The organism is Sphingobacterium sp. Mn56C, assembly GCF_049319645.1.
Taxonomy (GTDB): Bacteria; Bacteroidota; Bacteroidia; order Sphingobacteriales; family Sphingobacteriaceae; genus Sphingobacterium.
Map to the genome: position 1 here is coordinate 19,809 of NZ_JBMOUC010000003.1, position 25,993 is coordinate 45,801.

28 protein-coding genes are annotated in these 25,993 nt (G+C 39.3%); 15 read left to right on the forward strand and 13 right to left on the reverse strand.

All coding sequences use genetic code 11. The features are described 5' to 3' along the window. Nucleotides 1–56: 56 nt before the first annotated feature. From hisIE to ACL9RF_RS09790, 10 genes are read right to left on the reverse strand one after another with little or no spacing between them, the layout of a single operon-like run. A complete protein-coding gene (gene hisIE / locus ACL9RF_RS09745) occupies nt 57–641 on the reverse strand; it encodes a bifunctional phosphoribosyl-AMP cyclohydrolase/phosphoribosyl-ATP diphosphatase HisIE (RefSeq protein ID WP_422800434.1) in 585 nt (194 codons plus the stop codon). A 45-nt stretch (nt 642–686) separates the two neighbouring features. Then, nucleotides 687–1,439 carry an imidazole glycerol phosphate synthase subunit HisF gene (gene hisF / locus ACL9RF_RS09750; protein ID WP_422800435.1) on the reverse strand — a complete coding sequence of 251 codons (753 nt, stop codon included), beginning with the start codon at nt 1,437–1,439 and terminating at the stop codon, nt 687–689. A gap of 2 nt (nt 1,440–1,441) precedes the next feature. Further along, nucleotides 1,442–2,194, reverse strand: a complete 753-nt coding sequence (locus tag ACL9RF_RS09755) for a HisA/HisF-related TIM barrel protein (RefSeq protein WP_422800436.1) — start codon at nt 2,192–2,194, stop codon at nt 1,442–1,444. A gap of 11 nt (nt 2,195–2,205) precedes the next feature. Beyond that, entirely contained in the window at nt 2,206–2,796 is a 591-nt protein-coding gene (gene hisH / locus ACL9RF_RS09760) for an imidazole glycerol phosphate synthase subunit HisH (RefSeq protein WP_422800437.1), read from the reverse strand. A gap of 18 nt (nt 2,797–2,814) precedes the next feature. Continuing rightward, nucleotides 2,815–3,954 carry a bifunctional histidinol-phosphatase/imidazoleglycerol-phosphate dehydratase HisB gene (gene hisB, locus ACL9RF_RS09765; protein WP_422800438.1) on the reverse strand — a complete coding sequence of 380 codons (1,140 nt, stop codon included), beginning with the start codon at nt 3,952–3,954 and terminating at the stop codon, nt 2,815–2,817. Between the two features lie 8 nt (nt 3,955–3,962). After that, nucleotides 3,963–5,015, reverse strand: coding sequence for a histidinol-phosphate transaminase (gene hisC / locus ACL9RF_RS09770; RefSeq protein ID WP_422800439.1), 1,053 nt, complete (start codon nt 5,013–5,015; stop codon nt 3,963–3,965). Nucleotides 5,016–5,069: 54 nt separating this feature from the next. After that, nucleotides 5,070–5,981, reverse strand: a complete 912-nt coding sequence (locus ACL9RF_RS09775; protein WP_422800440.1) for a ribonuclease Z — start codon at nt 5,979–5,981, stop codon at nt 5,070–5,072. 3 nt (nt 5,982–5,984) lie between these two features. Beyond that, the gene (locus ACL9RF_RS09780) at nt 5,985–6,359 is read right to left on the reverse strand and encodes an STAS domain-containing protein (protein WP_422800441.1); all 375 of its coding nucleotides are present in this window, start codon (nt 6,357–6,359) and stop codon (nt 5,985–5,987) included. A 17-nt stretch (nt 6,360–6,376) separates the two neighbouring features. Next, entirely contained in the window at nt 6,377–7,324 is a 948-nt protein-coding gene (locus ACL9RF_RS09785) for a phosphoribosylaminoimidazolesuccinocarboxamide synthase (RefSeq protein WP_422800442.1), read from the reverse strand. A 45-nt stretch (nt 7,325–7,369) separates the two neighbouring features. After that, nucleotides 7,370–8,350, reverse strand: coding sequence for a PhoH family protein (locus ACL9RF_RS09790; RefSeq protein ID WP_422800443.1), 981 nt, complete (start codon nt 8,348–8,350; stop codon nt 7,370–7,372). Nucleotides 8,351–8,604: 254 nt separating this feature from the next. Between ACL9RF_RS09790 and ACL9RF_RS09795 the strand changes: the two genes are divergently transcribed. The 15 genes from ACL9RF_RS09795 (at nt 8,605) to ACL9RF_RS09865 (ending at nt 22,883) form a co-directional block, all read left to right on the forward strand. Beyond that, a complete protein-coding gene (locus tag ACL9RF_RS09795; protein ID WP_422800444.1) occupies nt 8,605–9,384 on the forward strand; it encodes an SAM hydrolase/SAM-dependent halogenase family protein in 780 nt (259 codons plus the stop codon). A 118-nt stretch (nt 9,385–9,502) separates the two neighbouring features. Continuing rightward, nucleotides 9,503–11,338 carry an ABC transporter ATP-binding protein gene (locus ACL9RF_RS09800; protein ID WP_422800445.1) on the forward strand — a complete coding sequence of 612 codons (1,836 nt, stop codon included), beginning with the start codon at nt 9,503–9,505 and terminating at the stop codon, nt 11,336–11,338. Between the two features lie 102 nt (nt 11,339–11,440). Continuing rightward, nucleotides 11,441–11,848, forward strand: a complete 408-nt coding sequence (locus ACL9RF_RS09805; protein WP_422800446.1) for a hypothetical protein — start codon at nt 11,441–11,443, stop codon at nt 11,846–11,848. Between the two features lie 53 nt (nt 11,849–11,901). Beyond that, nucleotides 11,902–12,564 (forward strand): heme exporter protein CcmB, encoded by a 663-nt coding sequence (locus ACL9RF_RS09810; protein WP_422800447.1) that lies wholly within the window; start codon nt 11,902–11,904, stop codon nt 12,562–12,564. A gap of 16 nt (nt 12,565–12,580) precedes the next feature. Further along, nucleotides 12,581–13,249: a cytochrome c biogenesis protein CcsA gene (gene ccsA, locus ACL9RF_RS09815; RefSeq protein WP_422800448.1), complete on the forward strand. Its 669-nt coding sequence runs from the start codon at nt 12,581–12,583 to the stop codon at nt 13,247–13,249. Nucleotides 13,250–13,257: 8 nt separating this feature from the next. Further along, nucleotides 13,258–13,467, forward strand: a complete 210-nt coding sequence (locus ACL9RF_RS09820; RefSeq protein ID WP_422800449.1) for a CcmD family protein — start codon at nt 13,258–13,260, stop codon at nt 13,465–13,467. Nucleotides 13,468–13,499: 32 nt separating this feature from the next. After that, the gene (locus tag ACL9RF_RS09825) at nt 13,500–14,483 is read left to right on the forward strand and encodes a DUF6427 family protein (protein ID WP_422800450.1); all 984 of its coding nucleotides are present in this window, start codon (nt 13,500–13,502) and stop codon (nt 14,481–14,483) included. A 151-nt stretch (nt 14,484–14,634) separates the two neighbouring features. Continuing rightward, complete coding sequence (locus ACL9RF_RS09830) at nt 14,635–15,960, forward strand: hypothetical protein (RefSeq protein WP_422800451.1); 1,326 nt, start codon at nt 14,635–14,637, stop codon at nt 15,958–15,960. After that, the gene (gene lptC / locus ACL9RF_RS09835; protein ID WP_422800452.1) at nt 15,953–16,567 is read left to right on the forward strand and encodes an LPS export ABC transporter periplasmic protein LptC; all 615 of its coding nucleotides are present in this window, start codon (nt 15,953–15,955) and stop codon (nt 16,565–16,567) included. Before ACL9RF_RS09830 ends, lptC begins: the two co-directional genes overlap by 8 nt. A gap of 143 nt (nt 16,568–16,710) precedes the next feature. Further along, complete coding sequence (locus ACL9RF_RS09840; protein WP_422800453.1) at nt 16,711–18,816, forward strand: SurA N-terminal domain-containing protein; 2,106 nt, start codon at nt 16,711–16,713, stop codon at nt 18,814–18,816. Nucleotides 18,817–18,879: 63 nt separating this feature from the next. After that, on the forward strand, nt 18,880–19,395 hold the full coding sequence (locus tag ACL9RF_RS09845) for a DUF2480 family protein (protein WP_422800454.1): 516 nt from the start codon (nt 18,880–18,882) through the stop codon (nt 19,393–19,395). Nucleotides 19,396–19,427: 32 nt separating this feature from the next. Further along, a complete protein-coding gene (locus tag ACL9RF_RS09850) occupies nt 19,428–20,219 on the forward strand; it encodes a DUF3108 domain-containing protein (protein WP_422800455.1) in 792 nt (263 codons plus the stop codon). Between the two features lie 7 nt (nt 20,220–20,226). Then, on the forward strand, nt 20,227–20,790 hold the full coding sequence (locus ACL9RF_RS09855) for a DUF3109 family protein (protein ID WP_422800456.1): 564 nt from the start codon (nt 20,227–20,229) through the stop codon (nt 20,788–20,790). 59 nt (nt 20,791–20,849) lie between these two features. Further along, nucleotides 20,850–21,821, forward strand: a complete 972-nt coding sequence (locus ACL9RF_RS09860; protein WP_422800457.1) for a polyprenyl synthetase family protein — start codon at nt 20,850–20,852, stop codon at nt 21,819–21,821. A 9-nt stretch (nt 21,822–21,830) separates the two neighbouring features. Then, nucleotides 21,831–22,883, forward strand: coding sequence for a TerC family protein (locus ACL9RF_RS09865; RefSeq protein WP_422800458.1), 1,053 nt, complete (start codon nt 21,831–21,833; stop codon nt 22,881–22,883). A 294-nt stretch (nt 22,884–23,177) separates the two neighbouring features. Here ACL9RF_RS09865 and ACL9RF_RS09870 read toward each other — a convergent pair whose 3' ends face one another. From ACL9RF_RS09870 to tpx, 3 genes are all read right to left on the reverse strand, one after another. Next, nucleotides 23,178–24,107, reverse strand: a complete 930-nt coding sequence (locus ACL9RF_RS09870; protein ID WP_422800459.1) for a hypothetical protein — start codon at nt 24,105–24,107, stop codon at nt 23,178–23,180. 89 nt (nt 24,108–24,196) lie between these two features. After that, the gene (gene gmd / locus ACL9RF_RS09875; protein ID WP_422800460.1) at nt 24,197–25,351 is read right to left on the reverse strand and encodes a GDP-mannose 4,6-dehydratase; all 1,155 of its coding nucleotides are present in this window, start codon (nt 25,349–25,351) and stop codon (nt 24,197–24,199) included. A gap of 99 nt (nt 25,352–25,450) precedes the next feature. Continuing rightward, nucleotides 25,451–25,948 carry a thiol peroxidase gene (gene tpx / locus ACL9RF_RS09880; protein WP_422800461.1) on the reverse strand — a complete coding sequence of 166 codons (498 nt, stop codon included), beginning with the start codon at nt 25,946–25,948 and terminating at the stop codon, nt 25,451–25,453. Between the last annotated feature and the right edge of the window lie 45 nt (nt 25,949–25,993).

Genomic DNA, 25,993 nt, shown 5'->3' on the forward strand with positions numbered 1-25,993 from the left:
CTGTTATAGCTTAAAATTAGGGATACTTCGCCTTCGCCTATCCCCTACCTCAATTTCTAGCGATGTCTGCTGGCCAGGTTTTGTGCAATCTGTTCCAGCGTAACTCCTTTTTCCCTTAAAAGAACTAATAAGTGAAAAAATAAATCCGATGTTTCATTAATAAAGTCAAACTCTGTTTCTGCTAAAGCCGCAATAACGGTTTCTACGGCTTCTTCGCCCACCTTTTGTGCCACCTTATTCAAGCCCTTCTCATGCAGTTTGTTCACATAAGAGTCTGCTGTTGGAAAGGTATAACGCTGATCGATAATACCCTCCAAGGCGAGGATAAAATTCTGATTATAGGCTGTATCAAAGCAGCTCCGGCTTCCGGTATGACAGGTTGGCCCGGCTGGCGTAACCTTAATCAATAGGGTATCTTTATCGCAATCGATATGATAGCTCTTTACGAGTAAAAAATTACCCGACTCCTCTCCTTTTGTCCACAGTCTATTTTTGCTGCGCGAGAAAAAAGTTACCTTTTTATCCTGCAGGGTCTTCGCCCAAGCCTCCTCGTTCATGTACCCCAACATTAACACCTCTAATGTTTGTACATCCTGAACAACCACAGGAACTAAGCCATCTCCTTTTTTAAAATCTATCATCTTAATATATATAAAACAATACCCTTCGAGAAGGACATTGAAAATTTATCGTACTACAATACCATTATTACGTAATGTATTTTTCAAGTCTGGGATTAAAATCTCCCCATAATGAAAAACCGATGCTGCCAAGGCAGCATCAACATGCGTTGACTGAAATACAGCCACAAAATCCTGCTGATTCCCGGCGCCACCAGAAGCGATCAACGGGATATGAAGGGTATCGTTAATCTTCTTCAGCAAGGTATTATCGAAACCATTTTTGGTGCCGTCGTGATCCATTGATGTCAACAATATCTCGCCAGCGCCTCTACTTTCAGCCTCTTTAATCCACGATTCTGTTGGAATATCCGTCTTATCCCTACCGCCCCGCAGGTGCACATAGTTTTTACCGTCTACAAATCTAGTATCTACAGCGATAACAACAAACTGTGTTCCGAAACTTTTGGCTAAATCATCAATTAACTGCGGGTTACGTACTGCAGCAGAGTTAATGGATATCTTATCCGCACCGCTATTCAGCAAAACTTCCGCATCCGCCAGCGAATTAATACCACCACCAATAGTGAACGGAATATTTACCTGCCTGGCCACGGCTTTCACCAGCTCGATAGTTGTTTTACGCTTTTCGTGCGTTGCTGTGATATCTAAAAACACCAATTCATCAGCCCCTTGCTGCGAATACTGCCAGGCCAGCTCTACAGGATCACCAGCATCGCGGAGATCAACAAAGTTCACCCCCTTTACCGTACGGCCATCCTTAACATCCAAACAAGGGATAATGCGCTTCGCTAACATGGCTAAAATTTAATTAACGACTTTAAATTCCACGCTTTAATTTCTTCGATCGATATTTTGTTTTCGTAGATAGCTTTACCGACAACACAAGACTCGATACGACCTAAATCGTTTAGCGCTTCAATATCCTCCATAGAACTAATACCCCCAGAACCGATTAATTTAATAATTGGCGAGTGGTCTAATAATTTCTTATACAACTCTACTCCAGCACCGCCCAATTTACCATCTTTGCTGATGTCGGTACACAAGAAGCGGTAGAAACCCATAGCCAGACACTTATCGATATATTCCACCAATTTAATTGGGGAACTTTCCAGCCAACCGGAGTATTTAATAACCTCATCTAAAACGTCGATTGCAATAACAATATGATCGGCATATTTAATACGTCCTTCATTTAAAACGCTAAGCTCCTCTAAAAAAGATGGGTTTGTAATAGCCTGTGTACCTACAATAACGCGGTACACCCCAGCATCGATAAGCTCTTTCACCTTCTCAATGCTACGTACACCGCCACCATATTGCACTTTCATATCGGTACGTTGTACGATATCGAAAAGATACGATTGATTAGAGAAATCACCTTTAGCACCATTCAAGTCAATAATGTGCACCAAGTCAGTTCCATTGGCACGGTAACGTTCAATCTGTTCTTCCAAAGAAATATCATAGACGGTAACATCCGAATAAGAACCTTCTCTTAAACGAACAACTTTTTTATCTAAAACATCGATTGCGGGTATGATATACATAATATTTTTAATTACAATTTTGAAAAATTTAATAACAACTGCTCCCCCAGCTTACCTGATTTTTCAGGATGAAACTGTACACCGTAAAAATTATCTTTTTGAACAGCAACAGAGAAGGGTAATCCATAGTGACAAACAGCGCCAGAAAACGAGGCATTATGCGCTACAAAAAAGGAGTGAACAAAGTAAAAGTACGTATTATCAGGAATATTCGTAAACAATGGGCAGTTATTTTCTACCTGCACACTGTTCCATCCCACATGCGGTACTTTCTCGTCTACACGGGAACTAAAGTGGAGCGTATGCATCGGAAATATGGCCAACATCGCGGCATTTCCTTCCTCCGAGAAGGCTGTTAACAGCTGCATCCCTACACAGATTCCCAAAACAGGTTTTTTTAACTCCAAGATGGTATCTACCAATCCGGAATCACGGAGCTTCTGCATTGCCGCACCAGCATGCCCTACCCCGGGGATAATAATACGATCATACTGATCAAAATCTTCGGGGACATGGATCATACCGTAACCGACACCAATGCGGTCCAGGGCCGCCGTCAAAGAGAAGATGTTTCCTGCCCCGTAATTTACTATTCCTATCATTGCTACTTTCCTTTTAAATTACAATACGCCCTTCGTGCTAGGCAATTGCATATTGTCAGCATCCCGTTTTACAGCCTTTTTTATTGACTTGGCAAAAGCCTTAAATATCGCTTCAATTTTATGGTGCTCATTATCGCCTTCTGCTTTTATATTAAGGTTAGCTTTGGCCGCATCAGAAAACGACTTAAAGAAATGAAAAAACATCTCTGTAGGCATATCTCCAATTTTTTCGCGCTTAAAATCGGCGTCCCAAACTATCCAATTACGCCCACCGAAATCCAAGGCTACCTGCGCTAAACAATCGTCCATTGGCAAGGTATAGGCATAACGCTCAATACCTCTCTTATCGCCCAACACCTTTAAAAATACCTCGCCCAATGCAATCCCTGTATCCTCAATGGTATGGTGTTCATCAATATGTAAATCACCCTTGGCTATAACTGTTAGGTCGATAGCACCATGGCGCGCAATCTGATCCAGCATGTGATCAAAGAAAGGTAAGCCTGTATCGATCTTTGCTTTTCCCGATCCATCCAGGTTCAAATGGATATAAATATCCGTTTCATTCGTCTTACGATGATGTTCACCCGAACGAGAACCCAATTTCAAAAACTCGTAAATAGCCTTCCAATCCGATGTTTCCAAAGCAATACTCTCCTTCGCTATTTCCACATTTTCGGCTTTTCCAAGCGCATCATTGTTACGCAACCATATTGCTTTTGCGCCCAAGTTTTGCGCCAATTTAACATCGTTAACACGGTCACCAATTACAAAAGATGCCGCTAAGTTATACTTTGCCGCGTCAAAATATTGCCCCAGCATCCCGATACCGGGTTTACGAGTAGCTGCATTTTCATGAGGGAAAGTTTTATCAATATGCTCATTTGCAAACGTCACGCCCTCGCCACGGAAGGTATCTATAATAAAATGATGTACAGGCCAAAAGTTTTCCTCCGGATGGGAGGCAGTCCCTAAGCCATCTTGGTTGGACACCAATACCAATTCAAAATCCAGTTCTTTTGCAATCCGAGGAAGATACTGCAATGCTCCCGGGTAAAACTTAAGCTTGGAAAAAGAATCAATCTGTTCATCTTCAGGCTCTAAAATCATGGTCCCATCTCTATCAATAAATAGCACAGGCTTTATTAATTCTTCCATTTCGTTAGTTAGATATAAAATTGCTGTATAGCAGCTAGTAGTTTTGTATTTTCCGTATTTGTACCCACCGTAACACGAAGGCACCCCTCACAAAGCTCGACCTTAGATCTGTCGCGGACAATAATTCCTTGATTTACCAGGAAGGTATAGAGCTCCCTTGGTTCGCTCAACTTCACCAAAATAAAATTCGCATCGGAAGGAGTGATGTGTTCAACTTGCGGTATCGTAGCCAAAGCCTGCGCCAACAGGTCTCTTTCATTTACGGTATTTTTAATCCACGCATTTACTTGTTCTACATTATTTAATGCCTCAAGCACCAGATCCTGAGTAGCCTGATTAATGTTATAGGGCGGTTTTATTTTATTAAAAATACGTATAATATCTGTGCTTCCATAAGCCATACCCAAGCGTAAAGCCGCTAAGCCCCAAGCTTTTGATAGCGTTTGTAATAGCACAAGGTTCGGGAACTCCGCAAGGTCTTTCGTGAAAGACTGCTGCTTAGCGAAGTTAATGTAAGCTTCGTCGATAACGACAATACCATTAAAATTAACAAGGATAGTTTCGATATCCTTACGGTTAATGCTGTTGCCTGTAGGATTGTTTGGTGAACAGATAAATAGCAGTTTCGTATGCGCATCAATGGCTTCAGCAATACCATCCAGATTTAGTTGGTAGGAGCTGGTAAGATTCACTTTCCGCACTTCAACATCATTAATATTTGCCGACACCTCATACATACCATACGTGGGAGGAACAATAATAACGTTATCTACCCCCGGTTTACAAAATGCCCGGTATAATAGATCTATGGCTTCATCACTACCATTTCCTAAAAAGATATTTTCTGCAGGTACACCCTTTATTTGAGCTAACTTTTCTTTGAGTTGATGTTGTAATGGATCAGGGTAGCGGTTGTAGGAATGGGAAAGCGGTGAGCCAAAAGCGTTTTCGTTGGCGTCAAGAAGTACGGAGGCTTCTCCTTTAAATTCATCCCGCGCGGAAGAGTAAGGAACAAGTTTCTTGATATTGTCCCTTAATAAAGCATTTAAGTTGAAAGACATAATTTTTGTCTGTTAGTAATGAGCCGTAAATATGGCAAAAAATCTACAGAATGTCTAAACTTTATACCAATTACCCTCCATGGATAGCGCTGCATTTGCAAATTCGGACCTAGCCTCCTCCAAGAGGGGGGTTAAATCCTTATAGCGAGCGGAATAATGGCCCATTAACAATTTCTTTGCCTCCACTTGTTTAGCAACCTGCGCGGCCTCCAAACTTGTACTGTGGAAGGTTTCCTGAGCACGGTCTACCATATCATGCTGAAAGGTAGTCTCATGATACAACAGATCGACCTGCTGAATACTGTTTATATAGGCAGCAAAAGCCCGAGTATCGGAGCAGAAGGCATAACTTCGGGATGCCGGTGCTGGAAGTGTCAACTCCGAAGCCCGATACTGCTGACCTTGCAATCCTTCACAGTCTATACCCCGTTTTAGCTGAGGTAAAAAAACGGTCGGCACCTTAAATTCTTCAATACGTTCTTTTATCAGTGTTGCTGCACGTTTACCTTCGTCGAAACGAAAGCCTGTTGTCGGCACCCGGTGCAGCAAAGGAAAGGAGCTTACCTTCAACATGGCCGATTGTAAAAGCACCGTTTCCACCTCAGGGTTGGTGGCATGGAAAAATAGGTTATAGCGCAGCTGTGTATCCGAATATTTAAACTGTATATTCAAGATATCAATTAAAGGTGCAGGCCCATAAAGATGGAGATCAGATTTTCGACCATGCAGATTCATCGACGACAACAAGCCTACCAAACCTAAATAATGATCTCCATGCAAGTGACTGATAAAGATATGAGCGATCTTATTACTTTTTATGCCGTAGCGATGCAATTGCATCTGTGTACCTTCACCACAATCAATCAGAAATAGCTGCTCGTTAAAATTAACAATTTGAGCCGTCGGGTGTCGCTCATACATTGGTGTTGCGGAGCTGTTTCCTAAAATTAAAACCTCAAATTTCATGCACTATAAATCCCCTCTTAAATCATGTTGAAGTTCATGGCCAAAGATAAGGTCTTCTGCTTCGGGGATACCTTTCACAATAACAAAATAAGTATCCAGCTGGGCAAGTTTTATCCATTGTAACAACTCCGCATTTAAATGTGTTACAATAAACATCCCCCCTGCGGCATGGCATAAACGATGCGCTAACAAGCCCATGCGTATACCCTCCTCATCTATCTTTTCAATATTAGAAAAGTCCAATACGATATTACGCTGACCAGAGGTATTACGCAACATAAACTCAGCCTTTAAATAAGCGGCAGCATGGCCATCTAAATGGGCACATAGAGGTTCAATAACCACATAACGCTCGTGTTTGTCAATAGTAAATCGCATAGGTTAAATTTCTAAATTTATGCTAGTTTTTTCAAAGCACTGTTAATATTATTCTCCAAACGTGTTAATACTTCACCTTCCGTCGGGAAGACGAACTTTTCGCCTGTAATATGTTCAAATAGCTCAATATAACGTTCGGAAATAGAGCGCACAATCTCGTCGGTCATTTCGGGTATCACCTGCCCGTCTTTACCTTGAAATCCATTTTCAATCAACCATTGTCGTACAAACTCTTTAGACAATTGTTTTTGTGCCTCCCCCTTCTCCTGCCTCTCGTCGTAACCCTCCGCATAGAAGTAACGCGAAGAATCCGGTGTATGAATTTCATCCATCAGATAAATCTGACCATCTTTTTTTCCAAACTCATACTTGGTATCCACTAAGATTAACCCCCTTTCTTTCGCTATCTCCACTCCTCTAGCATAGATAGCGTACGTATACTGCTCCAATGCCTCATAATCTGCTTCACTTACAATACCCTGTGCTATAATCTCGGCTTTAGAAATATCCTCATCGTGCCCAACAGCGGCTTTTGTTGTAGGGGTGATAATAGGATGCGGCAGTTTATCATTTTCTTTAAGCCCTTCCGGTAAGGTTACACCACATAATAACCTTCCTCCCGCTTTGTACGTACGCCACGCATGGCCCGATAAATAACCACGCACAACCATTTCCACTTTAAATGGCTCACAGGTATGGCCTAATGTGGCAGAAGGATCAGGCACAGCAATAACCCAGTTTGGCAGAATATCTTCCGTAGCTTTTAAAAATTTTTCAGCAATCTGGTTTAATACCTGTCCTTTATAAGGAATAGGCCTAGGCAGAACCACATCAAAAGCCGAAATACGATCCGATGCTACCATCACCAGATACTGGTTGTCTATGGTATATACATCGCGAACTTTACCGCGGTAAAATGCAGTTTGCTTATCAAATTTAAAGTTGGTTTCTTTTATCGCACTCATCTTTTGTAGGGGTGGTGCTCACGCACCGTATATTATTGTATATATTTAATTTTTATTCAAATCTCCGTAAGCTTCCAAAATTCGACGCACCAACTTATGCCGCACCACATCGCTACCACTTAAATAGACAATATTTATTCCTTTTATGCCGTCCAGAATCTTTACCGCCGTAGCCAATCCAGATTGCGACTTTTTAGGAAGGTCTATTTGTGTTAAATCGCCTGTAACAATAAACTTTGCCGAAGGGCCCATACGCGTTAAAAACATCTTAAGCTGCATATCTGTAGCATTCTGCGCTTCATCCAAAATCACAAAACAGTTATCTAACGTACGGCCCCGCATAAAAGCCAGGGGTGCCACTTCGATAACTCTATTTTCTAAATAACCTTTCAATTTTTCGGCAGGAATCATATCATCCAGTGCATCATACAAAGGACGTAGATAAGGGTCTACTTTTTCCTTTAAATCGCCGGGCAGAAAGCCTAAATTTTCTCCAGCCTCCACAGCAGGTCTGGTTAAGATAATACGTTTTATCTCCTTATTGCGCAAGGCACGTACCGCCAATGCTACTGCGGTATAGGTCTTGCCCGTTCCTGCTGGGCCAACAGCAAATAAAACATCATTGCTGTTGATGCTTTCTACCATTTTACGCTGGTTTGCTGTACGCGCACGAACGATCAATCCATTGGGGCCATATACGATAGGCTCGCCTTTCAGCAGGTTCGCAGCTGCAGCATCTTCAGCACTCGGCTTTTCCGCTGCCCCCGCCGTTGTAGCGATACCGAGCAACTCCTCCAGCTCCAAGGCTTCCAAAGCATTAAATTTCGATACATGAGCCAAAATACCTTCAAATATTCGTTCAAAGGACTTCTGCTCCTCTTGTTCACCTAAAACTTTCAATTCCGTACCTCGGGCTATTAAGCGTAATTTTGGAAATCTCTTCTTTACGGCTTCATAGTTCTCATTCTGCGCCCCCCAAAGGGAAACCAAGTTTACACTATCCAGATTAATGATCAATTCGCTCAAATTGTAAATTTTAAATGGTAAATATCTCCGTTAAATATAAATAAGATTTTTGACTTACAAGGCTTAAAACTATCCTTTACCAACAATTTTAAACCAAAAATACAAACTAAAATAATCACCCTAGCGAATTCCAAAAAATATTCATGAAAAACGTATTAGAAAACCTTTTTGCTAATGAGTTTTGTTAACTTTGCCTTTTTGCATAAAATGTAAACATCGTTATAAGCACGTTTTCAATTCAACGAGCTGTCAGTATGGGAGTAATAACATTAACAACAGACTTGGGCTATCGTGATTTTTATCAGGCCGCACTTAAGGGAAGTATATTATCTTTACTTCCAGAGGTGCGTGTAATTGATATTTCGCACGAAATCCCGTCGTTTAACATTCAAAATGCAGCTTTTATTCTGCAAAATGCTTACCATTATTTCCCCAAAGAAACAGTACACCTTATCGGAATAGACACGGTATTTCAGGAGGGCTCAAGATATATCGCCATGAAATTTAATGGCCACTATTTCGTGGGTGCCGACAATGGCATCTTCAGCATTATTTTAGGCGAGAAACAGGCGGAAGCGTTGCATGAAATAGAAATAACACAAGATTTACGATTCCTACATTTTCCATTAGCCGACATCTTAGTTAAGGCTGCCTGCCATATTGCGAAGGGCAGCAGAATTGAAGATTTAGGCTCAAAAATTGAAGCTCCCTTACAAAAGGTAACGCTACTACCTATTATTGAAAAAAATATTATCAAGGGGCATGTGTCGTATATCGACTCCTTTGGTAATGTAATTAGCAACATTAGCAAGGAGCTCTTCAACCAAGTACAGAAAGGAAGAGATTTTACGCTACATTTTAAGCGCAACGAAACCATTAATAAGATGAGCTGGCACTATAATGAGGTTTCGGAAGGCGAGAAATTATGCCTTTTTGGCATCAGCAACTACCTCGAGATCGCCATTAACAAAGGCAATGCCAGTAACTTGTTAGGGTTATACCCCGATGAAACGATTATTATCGAATTCAGCTAGCCCTAAAATTTAGACAGAAAACCGCTTTAAATCGCAAAAAGTGACGAAAGTTTGATAAGCCAACAGGTATATATTATTACCTTTGTGGTTTAACATATAGTGATTAAGGTTACAAATAATGGCTAGACCGAGATTGAATAGTAGCGATTCGCATACAGATGATTTACCCAAACCCAAGCTGAATAAAGAACTTCTAAAGAAGGCCCTTCAGATTTTTTCTTACTTAAAACCTTACCGTGGTAAATTTATTATCGGGATGGTGTTTCTCGTTCTCTCCAGCCTAACCATGCTCACCTTTCCGGCACTTTTGGGCGCCATGATCGATGCTGCACAGGATAAACAAACCTACCCTTGGTTACCTGCCAGTGTGCTGTATATTGGAGGAATATCGTTACTTATTCTTTTCAGCCAATCGGTAATGTCATTTTTCCGAATTCGGCTATTTGTTGAGATTGCAGAAAAAGCGGTAGCGAATGTACGCCGAGACTCGTATTTAAAGCTTATAACACTGCCTATCGATTTCTTTGCCAACCGTAGAGTCGGCGAGTTAAATAGCCGCCTTTCCTCGGATCTTTCTCAAATTCAGGATACCTTAACCACCACCTTGGCCGAAATTATTAGACAGGGGATTAGTTTGGTGTTAGGGGTGCTGTTATTAATCATTGTATCGCCAAAATTAGCTTTAATGAACTTGTGTATATTACCTATACTTGTTGTTACGGCTATATTTTTCGGGCGTTTTATACGCAATCTTTCCCGACAGACGCAAGATCAGCTGGCCGATTCGAATAGCATTGTGCAGGAAACTTTACTGGGAATTACCAATGTCAAAGCCTTCGTCAACGAGTACTATGAGGCGCAGCGCTATAGCAAAAAATTAGATAACGTTGTGCGTCTGGCTGTTAAAGGCGCCACCTACAGAGGAATATTTGCTTCCTTTATTATATTCTGCATTTTTGGTGCTGTAATAGCTGTGATCTGGTATGGCGCTTCCCTGGTATCGGTAGGTGAAATTACCGTTGGAGACCTGACTACCTATATTTTATATTCCATGTTTGTGGCGGGTTCTATGGGTAGTTTTCCCGAGCTGTATGCCAATATTCAACGTGCTTTGGGTGCGAGTGAGCGGGTTATAGAAATTTTGCATGAAACAACCGAAGAAATTCAGGTCACAGAAGAGGATAAGACCATTAAAAAGTCGATTATCGGAAAGTTAACGTTTAAAAACATTGAATTTGCTTATCCTTCACGCGCTGATATTAAAATTTTAAAAGACATATCTTTCACGGCGGAAGCTGGCCAGAAAATTGCCATTGTAGGGCCGAGTGGTGCCGGAAAATCGACCATTGCATCGCTTATCCTTCAATTTTATAAACCTGTGAACGGAGAAATCTTGTACGATGATGTACCCTCTAGCTCTTTTTCATTAACGGATATCAGAAATCAAGTCGCTATTGTTCCGCAAGATGTATTGCTCTTTGGTGGCACTATACGCGAAAATATCAATTACGGCAAACTGGATGCTGGCGCCGAAAGCATTATTGAGGCGGCAAAAAGAGCGAATGCGCACGACTTTATTATGGGCTTTCCGGATGGCTACGATACGGTGGTGGGCGAAAGGGGCGTTAAACTCTCTGGCGGACAAAGGCAGCGTATAGCGATTGCTCGTGCCTTACTAAAAGATCCTGCTATTTTAATTTTGGATGAGGCTACATCGTCGCTAGACTCGGAGTCGGAACGTCTGGTACAAGAGGCCTTGGAAGAATTAATGAAGAACAGGACTTCCATAATTATTGCTCACCGTCTGTCGACAATTAAAAATGCGGATAGTATACTTGTTATCGAGCATGGACAGGTTGCCGACTTTGGCAATCATATCGAGTTAATTTCCAAAGGATCTGGATTATACCACCACTTGTTCACGCTACAAACAGCACAAAAAATAGAACGTTAAATTTTAGTTAATCCCTTTTTACAAAAACTTTTTGGAACAATGCTTGTTTCTATTAGACAACAATTTGTAAAACATTTAGAAACTTATTAAGGAATTAACGTTATGAAAAGTAGAAAAGGATTATTTGCATTTGCTTTATTAGGATTAGCCGCTGGCGCCGCTGCTTATTACTTATTGGCAACTGAAGATGGGAAAAAAACATTAGATAAGGCCAATTGTGGTATTAAAGATTTAACTAAATCCATAAAAGATTTATCAAAAAAGGAAGCCAAAAAAGCAGCTAAACTTGCTAAAAGTGCTAAAGAAGATTTAGAAAACTTTAAAGCTAAAGCTAAAGATGCAGGCAAACAGGCTTTAGACAAGGCTTCGGATAAGGCCGCCGACTTGGCCAATAAGGCTTCGGACAAAGCTTCTGACTTAGCCAGCAAAGCTTCAGATACAGCACATAAATTCGCAAATAAAGCAGGTGATCTAGCCGATGATGCCAAATCGGAAGTTAACAAAGCGTAATACCTCGGTTATCTTGCTTAACAAGATAGCAAAATATGTATCTTTGTGGACAGATGAGTTTATTGAATCAGATAAAGACTTTAGTCCACAAAGATATTCGCTTAGAATGGCGTTCTAAACACGCTATAAACAGCATTTTACTCTATGTAGTATCCACGGTGTTCGTGTGCTACCAAGCCTTTAAATCTATTGAATCCCCTGCCGTTTGGAATGCTTTATTTTGGATAATTCTGCTGTTCGCCTCCATTACGGCAATAAGCCGATCTTTTGTTCAAGAGAGTCAGTACCGGCAATTGTATTATTATACGATTGCGAGCCCTAAGGCTATTATTCTATCCAAAATTATCTACAATCTGCTGCTGATGTTATTTTTAGCGCTTATTGCTTATTTTGTATATGCCATTATCTTTAAAATGACCGTTGCCGAGCCTGCTTTGTATTTGGTAGCCGTGATTCTTGGTGGCAGCAGCTTTGCTACGGTATTTACAATGGTATCTGGCATTAGTGCTAAAACTGGAAATAATAGCACCATAATGGCTATCTTGGCATTCCCTATTATTATTCCCATTCTAATCTTATTAATCGAGCTTTCCAAAAAGGCATTGATGGGCATGGAAACGGCCAGCAGCACAAAAGAAATCCTTGTTTTAATAGCAATTAATGTAATAACAATGACCATTTCTTTATTGTTATTTCCTTACCTTTGGAGGGATTAAAATTACTTCATTTACAATGAGAAAAAATTGGTGGAAAGTATTAGCAATGTGCTTTATCTGTGCATCTGTTATTGCCGGATTTATGGGGCCAGTTCCTGAGTTACCTATTTTACACGAAACTATCCGTAATGTGTATTTCCATGTCCCGATGTGGTTTGCCATGTTGATATTGTACCTTATATCTGTTATTTATAGCGTGAAATATTTGGGTAGCGGAAAGGCGGAACATGATATTATGGCTGTAGAAGCTGTAAACGTAGGTATTATATTTTGTTTTTTAGGTTTACTAACGGGCATGCAGTGGGCAAATATAACCTGGGGAGACCCCTGGCCAAATGACCCTAAGCTGAATGGATCGGCTATTGCTACGCTGATGTATTTGGCGTATCTTGTTTTAAGAAACGCATTGGAAGAAGAGCAAAAGCGGGCTAAAATATCTGCTGTTTATAATATTTTTGCTTTTCCGATAATGATTGTTTTGCTCTATATCCTTCCCAAACTTACCGATTCTTTACACCCGGGAAATGGTGGAAACTCTACCTTTGGCGACTTAGATATGGATCATTACATGCGTCCGGTATTTTATACTGCAGTCATTGGCTGGATTCTTACAGGTACTTGGATTTGCACTTTAAGGTATCGTTTACGCATTTTGGAAAACAAATCAAATCAATTTGAAGATTAACACGTATCATGAAAAAAATAATTTTATCGATTTTAATTACACTAGTATCGGGTATATCGGCTTTCGCACAAGCAGATAACAGCATAGAGATGGCTACCGGTTTACGCAGTTCGGGTAAAATCTGGGTAGTAGTATTGGTATTATTAACCATAATGGTTGGTCTTTTCCTATACTTATTTTCTATAGATAGAAGAATTAAAAAATTAGAAAACAAATAAAATAACCTGCGCTGCGGTATTAAGGAATCACTATGATTATCAATCAGCTTAGAAAATTTACTCCTGTTAATATTTTACTGGTTAGTATCATAGGTACATTTTTATGTTTGGGTGCTCTTTTTCATTTACCCGACCATATTGATCCCTTAATTTTCGAACCTGCCGTAAACAATTTGCTGGGCATAAAAATAGGCTTTGGGTTAAGCCCGTTAAATAATCTAATGACCACACTGGTCCTTACCTTATTGCAGGCTTTTCTATTAAATAAAGTTATCAACCATTTTAACTTTTTCACCAAGCCAAACTTCCTGGTAGCCTTGATGTTTATGACCTTGGTAAGTTTATTTTTACCCTTTCTAATCCTGTCCCCAACATTAATATGCAATTTTATTACCATCTTAATGTTGGGCAAGCTATTTAATATTTACAAACAGCCCGATGTCAAAGGGCTTATGTTCGACCTGGGAATGATTGTTGCGCTGGGCAGCTTTATTTATTTTCCGTTTATGGTCATGCTCATCTTGTTGTGGATAGCGCTCATTATTTTCCGCCCTTTTTTATGGCGTGAGTGGGTAACACCTTTACTGGGCTTTTCTACGATTTATTTTTTAATGGGCGTCGTCTATTTCTGGTTTGATCGTTTTGAAGAATTTAAGGCCATATTCTCGCCTTTCGCTAATTCATTACCAACCTCTTTATCCGTAGATGTAAACGATTATTTTGTAATAATTCCGATTGCTATTGCGCTGTTATTCTTTCTGATAACCCTTCGCGAGCATTATTTTCGAAGCATTGTTCAGATACGAAAATCGTTTCAGTTGCTCTTCTATATGGTAGCGTTAATTTTCGCTTCTTTTTACTTGAATGAGCATATTACAATCAATCACTTTTTACTTTGTGCCCCACCATTGGCAATCTATTTGGCTTATTATTTTACCTATGCCAAATCGAAATGGTTATATGAGGGTTTGTACCTTATCATTATTGTTGCTATTTTATATTTTCAACTCACATAACAATCTATATAACAACAGATTAACCTTTTTTAACAAAATGAACTAAAGGATTCATCAAAAATTAGATAGTTTTGTACAAATTTAATATCGTCAGTAATACATTGACCTAATTCATAAAATTATAGATCCGAAGCGGAGTTTAACAAATTATATGCATAGACAATCGAAAGGTTTAAAAGTTAGTAAGACTTTAAAATTTATATTTAGTGCAGGGATATTCCTGACCGCCTTACAAGCTAATGCGCAAAAAACTACGTCCAATTCTCCTTACTCGCAGTTTGGTATAGGGCAAATGCGTGAAGATTTGTTACCACAAACGCGGGCTATGGGCGGCATTGCAACAGGGGTAAGATTTCAATCGGGATTAGCCACATTAAATATCTTCAACCCTGCTAGTTACACCGCATTTTCGCGCACCATTTTGGAGGCCGGTTTATACGGCAATACTACACAGTTGGCAAAGGGTGGCATTAAAGATAATACAGCAGATTTTGCATTCTCTCATTTCGCTATCGGTATTCCGTTAAATAAAGCTGGCGGTGTGGCTTTTGGTTTAATGCCTTACTCCGATATTGGTTACCGTTCTGTAGAAAATACCGTTTCCAATAACATTGTAAACCAGAGAATGAGTTATGGTGAAGGTGGCACCAACAAAGCCTTTGTTGGTTATGGTGTTTCGCCTTTTAAGGGTCTGAGTATTGGTGCTAACGTGGGGTTAATTTTCGGGGAGTTGAAAGATATTTCGACCATTAGCTTCCCAAATGATTTGAGTATGCTGCGTTCAAGTAGCAATGAAACGCGTGAAATCAATGGCGTTACGGTAGACTATGGTGCACAGTATTCCAAATCCTTGGGCAACAAATTGAACCTTACTTTAGGGTATTCGGGTTCCTTAAACAATACCATAAAAAGTACCACAACCATCACCAGAACCAGAACGGATGGTGCTATTAATAATGATATCGAAAACGTAGCACGTGATACGGTTTTTATAGCCAATAAAGATCCAAGAAAAATAAATCTTCCATTAAAACATAATGTAGGTTTTACACTATCCAAGGGTTATAATTGGATGGTAGGTGCCGACTTTAAATATGCCGACTGGTCTAATTTCCAGCCTCGACAAGGGCAACCGCAGTTGGGTAAAAATATTGGAGGTGCTATTGGTGGGCAATTTAAACCTGATCCTACATCCGTGAAATATTGGAATGTTGTAGACTACCGTTTGGGTTTCAGATACAACCAAACACAGGTGCGATTCCAAGACAATAAGATCAATGATATGGCTGTAACCGTAGGGCTTGGCTTACCAATGCCAGAAACTAACTTTGGTAGAACATTTTCTAGAATTAATATCTCGGCAGAATTTGGCCAGCAGGGTAGCTTATCTAATAATTTAGTGCGCGAGCGCTATATTAACCTTAATATTGGTTTTACAATTAATGACACATGGTTTTTGAGACGTGGTTATGATTAATAAAAACAGTACCCTACTAAAATCTACACCCCTATTGTTATTCATTTCAATAGGGGCTTTTTGGCTCTGTTCCTGTGAAAATGACCTGCGCGAGGTGAGTAAATTTGAAAACATGAAAAAGGAGGAAGCGGTGGATATCTCCAAAAATGTTAAAGTTATATTTAGTGACTCCGCAAAAGTTAAAGGACAGCTTACAGGACCTGAAATGCGTATTCACCACGATACTACCGGAAACCGTAACACGAATAGCGAATTCCCAAAGGGTGTATTAATTATTTTCTATGATGATAAGGTGCAGGAAACGCAACGCATTCGCTCGGATTATGCCATGCAGCATGGGCCTGATGGTTTAATTGAGTTCCGGAAAAATGTTGTCGTAACACGAACAGATGGCGCTGTTATCAAATCTGAGGAGCTGTTTTACGACGAAAAAAACAAGAAATACTATAATACAGTGCCTATAACATTCGATTTTAAAGATGCACGTGGTAAATTACAGGCTACCTCGTTTACGTCGGACAATAATTTTCAGCATATTAATGGCGAGAATATGACCGGATTTTATATCCCATCAAACAACAGTCAATTTCCATCGTTTGCACAATAGTAAATATGTCGAAAGACAGCTGTAAATAACTACGATTTAGCATATAAAAGTTTATACTTTTTTTTATAAAAGTTGTATCTTGCGCCTTTGTTAAAGAAAAGTCAATTAAATAACTATAAAACACATAAATACAAAACGAGAATATGGGATTAATGGGGAATTTGCGTAATCGTGCCGGATTAGTATTATTCGTTATCGGTTTAGCAATCGTGGCATTTTTATTAGGGGACATCATTAAGTCCGGAATGCCTTTTTTTGCAAAGAAACAGAATGAGGTGGGCAGCGTAAACGGCGAATCTATTGACTACCAAAGTTTTAACGCCCAGGTAGATCAAACTACAGCCATGTACCAACAACAAATGGGTGGAGCAGAGACACCTCAAATAAAAAACTTTGCGGTACAACAGGTATGGAACCAATTTATCTCTAAGGAATTAATCGCAGCAGAGATTAAAAAAATTGGTATTATTGTGGGTAGTAAAGAATTGAACGATCTTATTACAGGTCCAAATCCTTCCCAACAGATTATCCAAACATTTACCAATCCACAGACAGGACAATTCGACCGTAATTATTTGTCGCAAGTTATCCAAGAAGCAAAAAATGGAAATAGCCAGATTGCCGATCAATGGAATGCGATGTTAGAGGGTGTAGCAAACCAACGTCTTACCGAAAAGTATGCGAACCTGGTGAGTGCAGCTGTTTATGTAACGGCTTTAGAAGCTCAGGAAGATTATACCGCTAAAAATAAATTAGCAAACTTTAAATATGTGTTATTAGACTATTCTTCTGTAAATGATTCGGAAATTAAATTAACCGATGCTGATTATAAAGAATATTACGATAAGCACAAAAATTCATTTAAAAACCAGGAAGAAATACGTGCTGCTGATCTTGTGGTCGTAGATGCTAGACCTACTGCTAAGGATTCGACAGCAGCGTTGACGGCTATTCAACATTTAAAAAATGAATTAATCGCGTCGACAAATGATTCCCTATTTGCTTCCGTAAATTCGGATACTAAATATCCGGTAACATACATCAAAAAAGGACAGGTAAGCCCTGCTTTAGATTCGGTAATTTTCAATGCGGCTAATGGTACTACGGTAGGCCCATTCCTATCCAATGGCACCTACGAGATTGCGAAAGTTATTAACGCCAAATATAGCCCGGACTCTGTTAAAGCTAGCCATATCTTATTAAATGCGGCTGCTGAAGGTGGTGTTGTAAAGGCGAAGGCTAAAGCGGATTCGATTAAAGGTTTACTAGCTAAAGGTGCAAGCTTCGCTGCTTTAGCGGTAGAATATAGCCAAGACCCTGGTAGTAAAAATAATGGCGGTGAATTGGGTACTTTCGCACGTGGCCAGATGGTAGGACCTTTTGAGGAGGCAGCATTCGGTGGTAAACCCGGCGATATCGTAGTGGTGGAATCGCAGTTTGGTGTTCACGTGTTAAAAATTGAAAAACAAGTTGGTAACTCTAAATTAGTTAAAGTTGCCATTGTAGATAAAACAATTGCTGCGGGTAAAGAAACTACAGATGCAGCCTATAACAAGGCTAACGCATTTTTTACCGGATCTACAGCAGCCAACTTTGCTGAAAATGCTAAACAACAGCAATTAAACCTACAGCACTCAAATAGAATCCAGGCAATGGACAATACTGTAAATGGTGTGGAGGTTCCTAGAGAGTTGGTACGTTGGTTATTTGAAGCTAAAAATGGTGAAGTTTCCGACAAAGTTTACGAAACAGAGAATAGTTTTATTATTGCAAAACTAACAGCTGTTCATGCGAAAGGCATTCAACCCTTAGAAGCTGTTAAATCGGAAATCGAAACAGGCGTAAGAAATATGGTGAAAGCGCGTATGTTAAAAGAGAAGATGAACAATGCAATCCAAGGGGCATCTTCCATTGAGCAGATCGCACAGAAAGTTGGTAAACCTGCAATCCAGGTTGAAAACATTGTTTTAGCTAACCCTGTAATCCCTGGTGTAGCTTTAGAAAGCGCTGTTATCGGTACTATATTTGGTTTACAGCCAAACAAACCATCGAAAAGCATCGAGGGTAGCCAAGGTATTTATGCGGTGCAGGTAGAAAGCTTTGTTAACCCTAAAGAAATGGTAGACTCGGAGCGTAAGAACCAGCAAAAACAATTGTTAACGGCTAAACAGCAACGTACTTGGGGCTCTATCTTTAAAGCTCTTCAGGATAATGCAAACATTGATGACAATCGAATTAGATTTTATTAATATATTATCGTTAATTTTAAAGCCGGACACAAATATGTGTCCGGCTTTTTTTATTTTTACAGTATGGATATTCAAGAAAATTTTGTTAATAAAGTAGCACAGAGTGGCTTAATAACCGTGGACTTAGCAAAGTATTATCCACAAGAAGAAATTCAAGTTTACGATATAAAAGATAATCTTTTTCACGGTCTTATCTTAAAAGAAAAGGATTTTAGAGATTTTGTTAAGGACCATGACTGGTCGCAGTATACCGGTAAACAGATCGCCATCACCTGCTCCACAGAGGCCATAGTACCTACTTGGGCCTATATGCTCCTGGCCAACCGTTTAGCGCCATTTGCCGCAGGGATACACTTTGGTACGAAAGAGGAGGTTTTAACACAGTTGTATGTTCAAGCCATACAGGCTATAGACTTTATGCAGTACCAAGACGAACGTATTGTGGTAAAAGGTTGTGGGGATATATTTGTGCCTGAACAGGCTTTTGTAGCGTTTACCAGCAGGTTATCTGCTGTAGCCAAGAGTATAATGTACGGTGAACCTTGTTCTACAGTGCCTGTATTTAAACGCAAAAATTAATATCGTCTAATTATAATCCAGCCTAAACTATTATGAGAAAAAACTACCTTGTATTATTTGTACTAATGTTATGCCTCAACAGCCTATCGGCGCAGAGCCTAGCTTATCTTAAGGAACCCACATTTAAAGAAGGTGAAAAATTGACCTACAAACTTCGATATGGGGTTATTTCTGCTGCAACGGGTGTATTATCGGTTAACAAATCGCAGTTACAATTCTCAAATAAAAATGTCTATCACCTAAATGCCTTCGGACAAACGTCTAGTGCATTTTCTATTTTCTATACGGTAAAAAATAAATACGATTCGTATATCGATGGAAATACATACCAGCCTTATTTATACCTGGAAGATATTAAAGAAGGGAAGTATACACGGAAAGAATATGCTACATTCGACCATAAAGCACAGACCGTTAATGGCGCGAAAGGCAGCTTTAAGAGTAAAAACCCCCAGACATTCGATTTGCTGTCGGCCTATTATTTCTCGCGAAACTTGGATTTGTCTTCTTTAAAGGTAGACGATTCTTTTAAACTTACCTATTTTCTGAACGATGAAATCGGCGAGTTTAAAGTTACATATGTAGGCACTGAAGATATTAAAACAAGTCTAGGAACCCTGAACTGTATAAAATTAAGTCCTGAGATAAAACCTGGAAGGATATTTAAAAAAGACTCGAAGTTGTATCTTTGGGTGACCAATGATGGTAACCGGATACCGGTGAAGGCGCAGGTAGAAATTCTAATTGGTTCGATTACGATGGAATTGGTTAAAGCCGAAGGATTAAAATATGAACTCGGAAAAAAAGTAAGTTATTCTAAATAAAAAATACATGATTGAAGTTGGGAACGTTTTAGTGCATGAGGATATCATTAATAATGATTTTGTCTGCAATTTATCCAAATGTAAAGGAATATGCTGTATTGAAGGCGATTCTGGTGCTCCGTTGTTAGAGTCGGAGAAGGCCATATTGGAGGAAATTTATCCCGCAGTAAAGCCTTATATGACGGAAAAAGGCATTCAGGCAATTGAAGAACAGGGTAAGTATGTTATCGATGGCGATGGCGATTTGACTACAACCTGTGTAGATGGAAATAAAGAATGTGCCTATGTAACCTGGGAAAATGGAATTACGAAATGTGCCATTGAAAAAGCGTATGAGCTGGGGGAAGTAAACTGGAAAAAACCAATCTCATGCCACTTGTACCCAATACGTACAACCCATTACCCAGAATTTGACGTCTTACATTACGACCGTTGGCATATTTGTAAAGATGCTTGTTCTTTTGGTAAAGAATTACAGGTTCCCGTATACAAATTTTTAAAAGACCCCTTAATCAGGGAGTATGGATCAGAATGGTATGCCCAGCTAGAGGCAACAATTGAACCAATGTAAGTTTATTTTTCATTAATTTGCATGCATGCTGATGCATTGTAAGGAAGTACCATTTATTCATGCTAAGTCTAAAAGAAATACAAAAACCTATCGCCACTGAACTTACGGCATTTGAAGCCAAATTTAAGCAGTCTATGCAAAGCTCAGTGCCGTTATTAGATATTATTACGCAGTATCTATACAAACAAAAAGGTAAGCAAATGCGCCCTATGTTTGTATTTTTTGCTGCAGGCCTATGTGGGCAAATCAACGAGTCTACTTACCGTGGAGCGTCTTTGGTTGAATTACTGCATACCGCATCCCTCGTACACGACGATGTGGTTGACGACGCCAATGAACGCCGTGGCTTTTTCTCTATAAACGCTTTATGGAAAAATAAAGTCGCTGTCTTGGTCGGCGATTTCCTGCTGTCTAAGGGGCTTCTTTTATCTGTGCACAATAATGAACATGATTTGCTGAAAATTGTCTCCGAGGCGGTAGAACAAATGAGTGAAGGAGAATTATTGCAGATTGAAAAAGCACGTAAATTAGATATTCAGGAAGATATTTACTACGAAATAATACGTAAAAAAACAGCATCTTTAATTGCTTCCTGCTGTGCCAGTGGCGCATGTTCGGTTAAAGCAGATCCACAAACCATTGCAAAAATGCACCTTTTTGGTGAAAAAGTGGGATTAGCTTTTCAGATAAAAGATGATTTGTTTGACTTTGGTATGGATGATGTGGGGAAACCTGTAGGAAATGATATCAAAGAGAAAAAGATGACACTGCCGTTGATTTATGCCCTTAATCAGACCACAAAATCGGAAAAACGCCGTATTATAAACCTGATTAAAAATAATAATGAGGATCCGGAAAAGGTACGTGAAGTGATTAACTTCGTTCGTAGCAGTGGTGGCCTAGATTATGCCACAAAAAAAATGATGGCTTATCAACAGGAGGCTTTTGATATTTTAAAAGAATTCCCGGATAATGCGTATAATACAGGATTACAACAATTGGTTAAATTTACAACAGAAAGAAATAAATAAACCTATACTATGAGCCATGAAATTCTTTTTTTTGGAGGCTTTATCCTCTTCATTATCCTTATGCTGGCCATAGACTTGGGTCTATTCAGTAAATCCGACAAACCTGTAAGTCTTAAAACAGCTGCGATTATGTCGAGTATATGGGTATTGTTTGCCTTAGGCTTTGCATTAATCTTATATTTCTGGGGTAACCAATTGCACGACATACACGATTTTGCTCGCCTGCAGGAGGTAATCGCTAAACATTTCCATGATGTTAAAATCGTGGCCAACGACTTACCTGCGAGTATACAGGCCTATAACAGGAATCTTACCCTGGAATATCTTACAGGCTATGTCGTAGAGTATGCACTCTCTGTAGACAATATCTTTGTTATGGTGCTTTTATTTTCTTCTTTCGGTATTCCGGAGAAACATTACCATAAGGTATTGGTTTGGGGTATTTTGGGGGCTATTATCCTACGCTGTCTTTTTATTTTTATCGGGGCCGCTTTGATAACTAAGTTCGCATGGATACTCTATGTTTTTGGTGCTTTTTTAATATACACCGGTATAAATATGTACCTAAACCGCAATAAAGATGAAGAAGTAGATCCTGAAAATCATCCTGTAGTTCGATTTGCATCGAAGTACTTTAAGGTTACATCAAAAACAGATGGCGGAAAATTTTTTCATGTTGAGGATGGTGTACGTTATATTACACCGCTATTTTTGGTGTTATTGGTCATAGAATTTACGGATCTTATTTTTGCTGTGGATTCCATTCCAGCAATATTTTCCATCACTAAAGATCCTTATATTGTATTCTTCTCCAATATATTTGCAATTTTAGGACTGCGATCCATGTTTTTCCTTTTAGTGAATATTATCCATAAATTCCATTACCTGAAAGTAGGATTAGCTTTCTTATTGGTATTTATTGGTGTGAAAATGCTTTTACACGATTATCTGAAGGCTTGGGGTTTTACGACAACGCATTCCCTGGTTATCATAATCGGTATTTTAGTCCTCAGTGTAATTGCGTCCCTGGTTTTTCCGAAAAAGGAAAACTACGATAATTAACAATATCTCTTTATGTTGTTCACATATGGACCATAAAAAATGGGCTTATCCAAAATTAGGATAAGCCCATTTTTTTTCCTACCCTTTCCCCCTTGCCCATAGGCCGGCTCCTTTTGTTGATAGCAATGCGGGTATAAGTACCATAAAAAGCATTACCTATACTTAAGCACAGCGCCCCAACTACAATCAATTATCAAAAGTCTATGGCGGTAAACAGGCACAAAAAAAGCGATCATGTAATTTAATACAGTATCGCTTATAAATAATTTTAGCTAACCGACGAGAATGCAGTCTTTATTTTAAAATAATACTAGATCTTCCCATGATGGCATCATCAGCGTATAATAATACGGTATAAGCACCTTTTTGAAATTTATCTTTATCTCGCCATAGGAACTGATATTCCTCGCCTTTATTTGTGAAATTTATAGTCTCTTTTTTAGTAAACTGCAATTTATCGCCATGCACATAAAATACATTAGCGCTCTCAGCAATTAAATTGCCTTGTGGATTTATAATCCGTATAAATACATCTTTCGAACCTTCTTTTGCTAATGGATTATCGGCTATAGTAAACCGGATTTGTAAGTCCTGGATACGTTTGGCTTTTGTTTCAAGCTCCAATTCACCTTTACGATTTCGATCAACCCCGTTCACAAATATACTGGATACCTTTATAGAAGAGGCCACATCCACCTTTTCCGTTAATGCGGTATTACTCTCTTTAAGCACCTTAAGCTGAGAATCCTTTTCCTGTACCGAAGTATTGAGCTTACTATTTTCACGCGAAAGAATCTCGTTTTGCAAGCGCAGCTCGTTTAACTCATTTTTAAGGGAAAAGACATTACTCTTTAATCCTTGAACCTTATCGCGAGCCTCCTGCAAACTTTTATCCGAAATATTGGATCTATCTAAATCTGTACGTAAATCAGAAATAGCCTTCCGTGCTGCCGCTTCATCTTCGACCCATGCCGCAGGCATAACCTCGGTTTTATTCTGCTTAATATTATCTAATTCGGCTTCAATACGATCAATTTCTATTTGTAAGTTTTCTTTTTGTAATGCTACTGTATATAACTTTTCGCCTGAGGACTTAAATTTTATATAAAAATACACATTTGTCAATAAGAGGGCTGCAATAGCAATTACGAAAAAATAAATCTTAGAATTATCTTTCTTTTCGTGAGACGCTATCTTATCCGTTGTTGAACGCTTAATTTCCATTATTACTTATACTCTCGATTAAATTAAATATACGCCTATAGCGCTGCATAAATGTGCAACAAGCTTTAAACAAAAATTATTCCAAAAAATTATTCAAAATAGTTCAACGTATCAAAACCGCCTGCTTTCAAATAACACTCTTTACGCATGAGTTGCAAATCGGAAAGTACCATATCTTGTACTAAGGTGGTAATAGTATATTTTGGTTTCCAGCCTAATTTTTCAAACGCCTTAGAAGCATCCCCCTGCAGCTGTTCTACTTCAGTAGGTCTAAAATAGCGTGGATCGACCTTCACCACCGTTTGTCCTAACTTTATATGCTCAGCATCAATATTTAAGGAAGCTAAGCGATCCACATCAACATGGATAATAACCCCTTTTTCAGCTTCGCCCTTACCGCTAAACTCAACCTCAATACCCAACTCAGCAAAACAAAGGCGTACAAAATCACGAACGGTAGTCATTTCACCCGTTGCAATAACAAAATCCTCCGGTGTATCTTGTTGTAACATCAACCACATCGCCTCCACGTAATCTTTGGCATGCCCCCAGTCGCGCTGTGCCGATAGATTTCCTAAAAATACCTTTCCCTGTAGCCCCAGAGCTATACGGGCAACGGCTCTACTGATTTTACGTGTCACAAAGGTTTCGCCCCGAACAGGGCTCTCATGATTAAACAAAATCCCATTGCAGGCATACATGCCATAAGCTTCCCTATAATTTACGGTAATCCAATAACCATACATTTTGGCAACGGCATATGGACTACGTGGATAAAAGGCTGTGCGCTCAGACTGTGGCACCTCTTGTACCAAACCGTACAATTCGGAGGTAGAGGCCTGATAAATGCGTGTTTTCTCCACAAGCCCCAATAAACGTACCGCTTCTAAAATACGCAATGGTCCTAAAGCATCTGTGTTTGCTGTATACTCTGGATTATCAAAACTTACCTTTACATGCGATTGAGCACCAAGGTTATATATTTCATCGGGTTGTACTTCTTGAATAATACGTATTAAATTGGTAGAATCCGTCAGATCACCATAATGCAAAATAAAATCACGATTATTAAAATGTGGATCCTGGTATAAATGATCAATACGCTCCGTATTAAAAAGCGAAGTTCTTCGTTTAATTCCATGCACAAGGTAGCCCTTGCGTAATAAAAATTCGGCTAAGTAAGCTCCATCCTGACCGGTAATACCCGTAATCAGCGCTACTTTTTTAGCAATAGGTGATGTCATAATACAATATTATCCAAAAATATGGATAATATTGATTATGACTAAATTTTTCGGTAATTCTTTTTTAAGTATTACAGTAAAGAGCTTTATTTATGCTTCTTATAAGGCCGCTAAAGCAGCCTCATAATTAGGTTCATCGGCTGTTTCAGCAACCTGCTCGGTATACACCACATGCCCTGCTTCATCGATTACCACAACAGCGCGGCTTAATAAACCCTCCAAAGGCCCGTCAACAAATCGAACGCCATAAGCATCCGAAAAATTTGCATCCTTATATTCTGATAAGGTCTCCACGTTGCTCAAACCTTCTGCAGCACAAAAACGGGCTTGTGCAAAAGGTAAGTCTCTAGAAATACATAATACTACCGTATTATCTAATGCCGCTGCCGACTGGTTAAAGTGGCGTACCGACGCTGCGCAGGTGCCGGTATCAATACTTGGGAAAATATTTAAAACAACTTTCTTTCCTTTATAATTCGATAAAGACTTTTGTGACAAATCGCCTCCTGTAAGTGAAAAATCTGGTGCTGCCGTGCCTACAGCAGGTAAACTACCTTTACTCGTAACAATTGTACCTTTAAATGTTATTTGACTCATTTGATTGTATATTTTAAGCCTTGAAGATAACCAAAAAAAAACCTT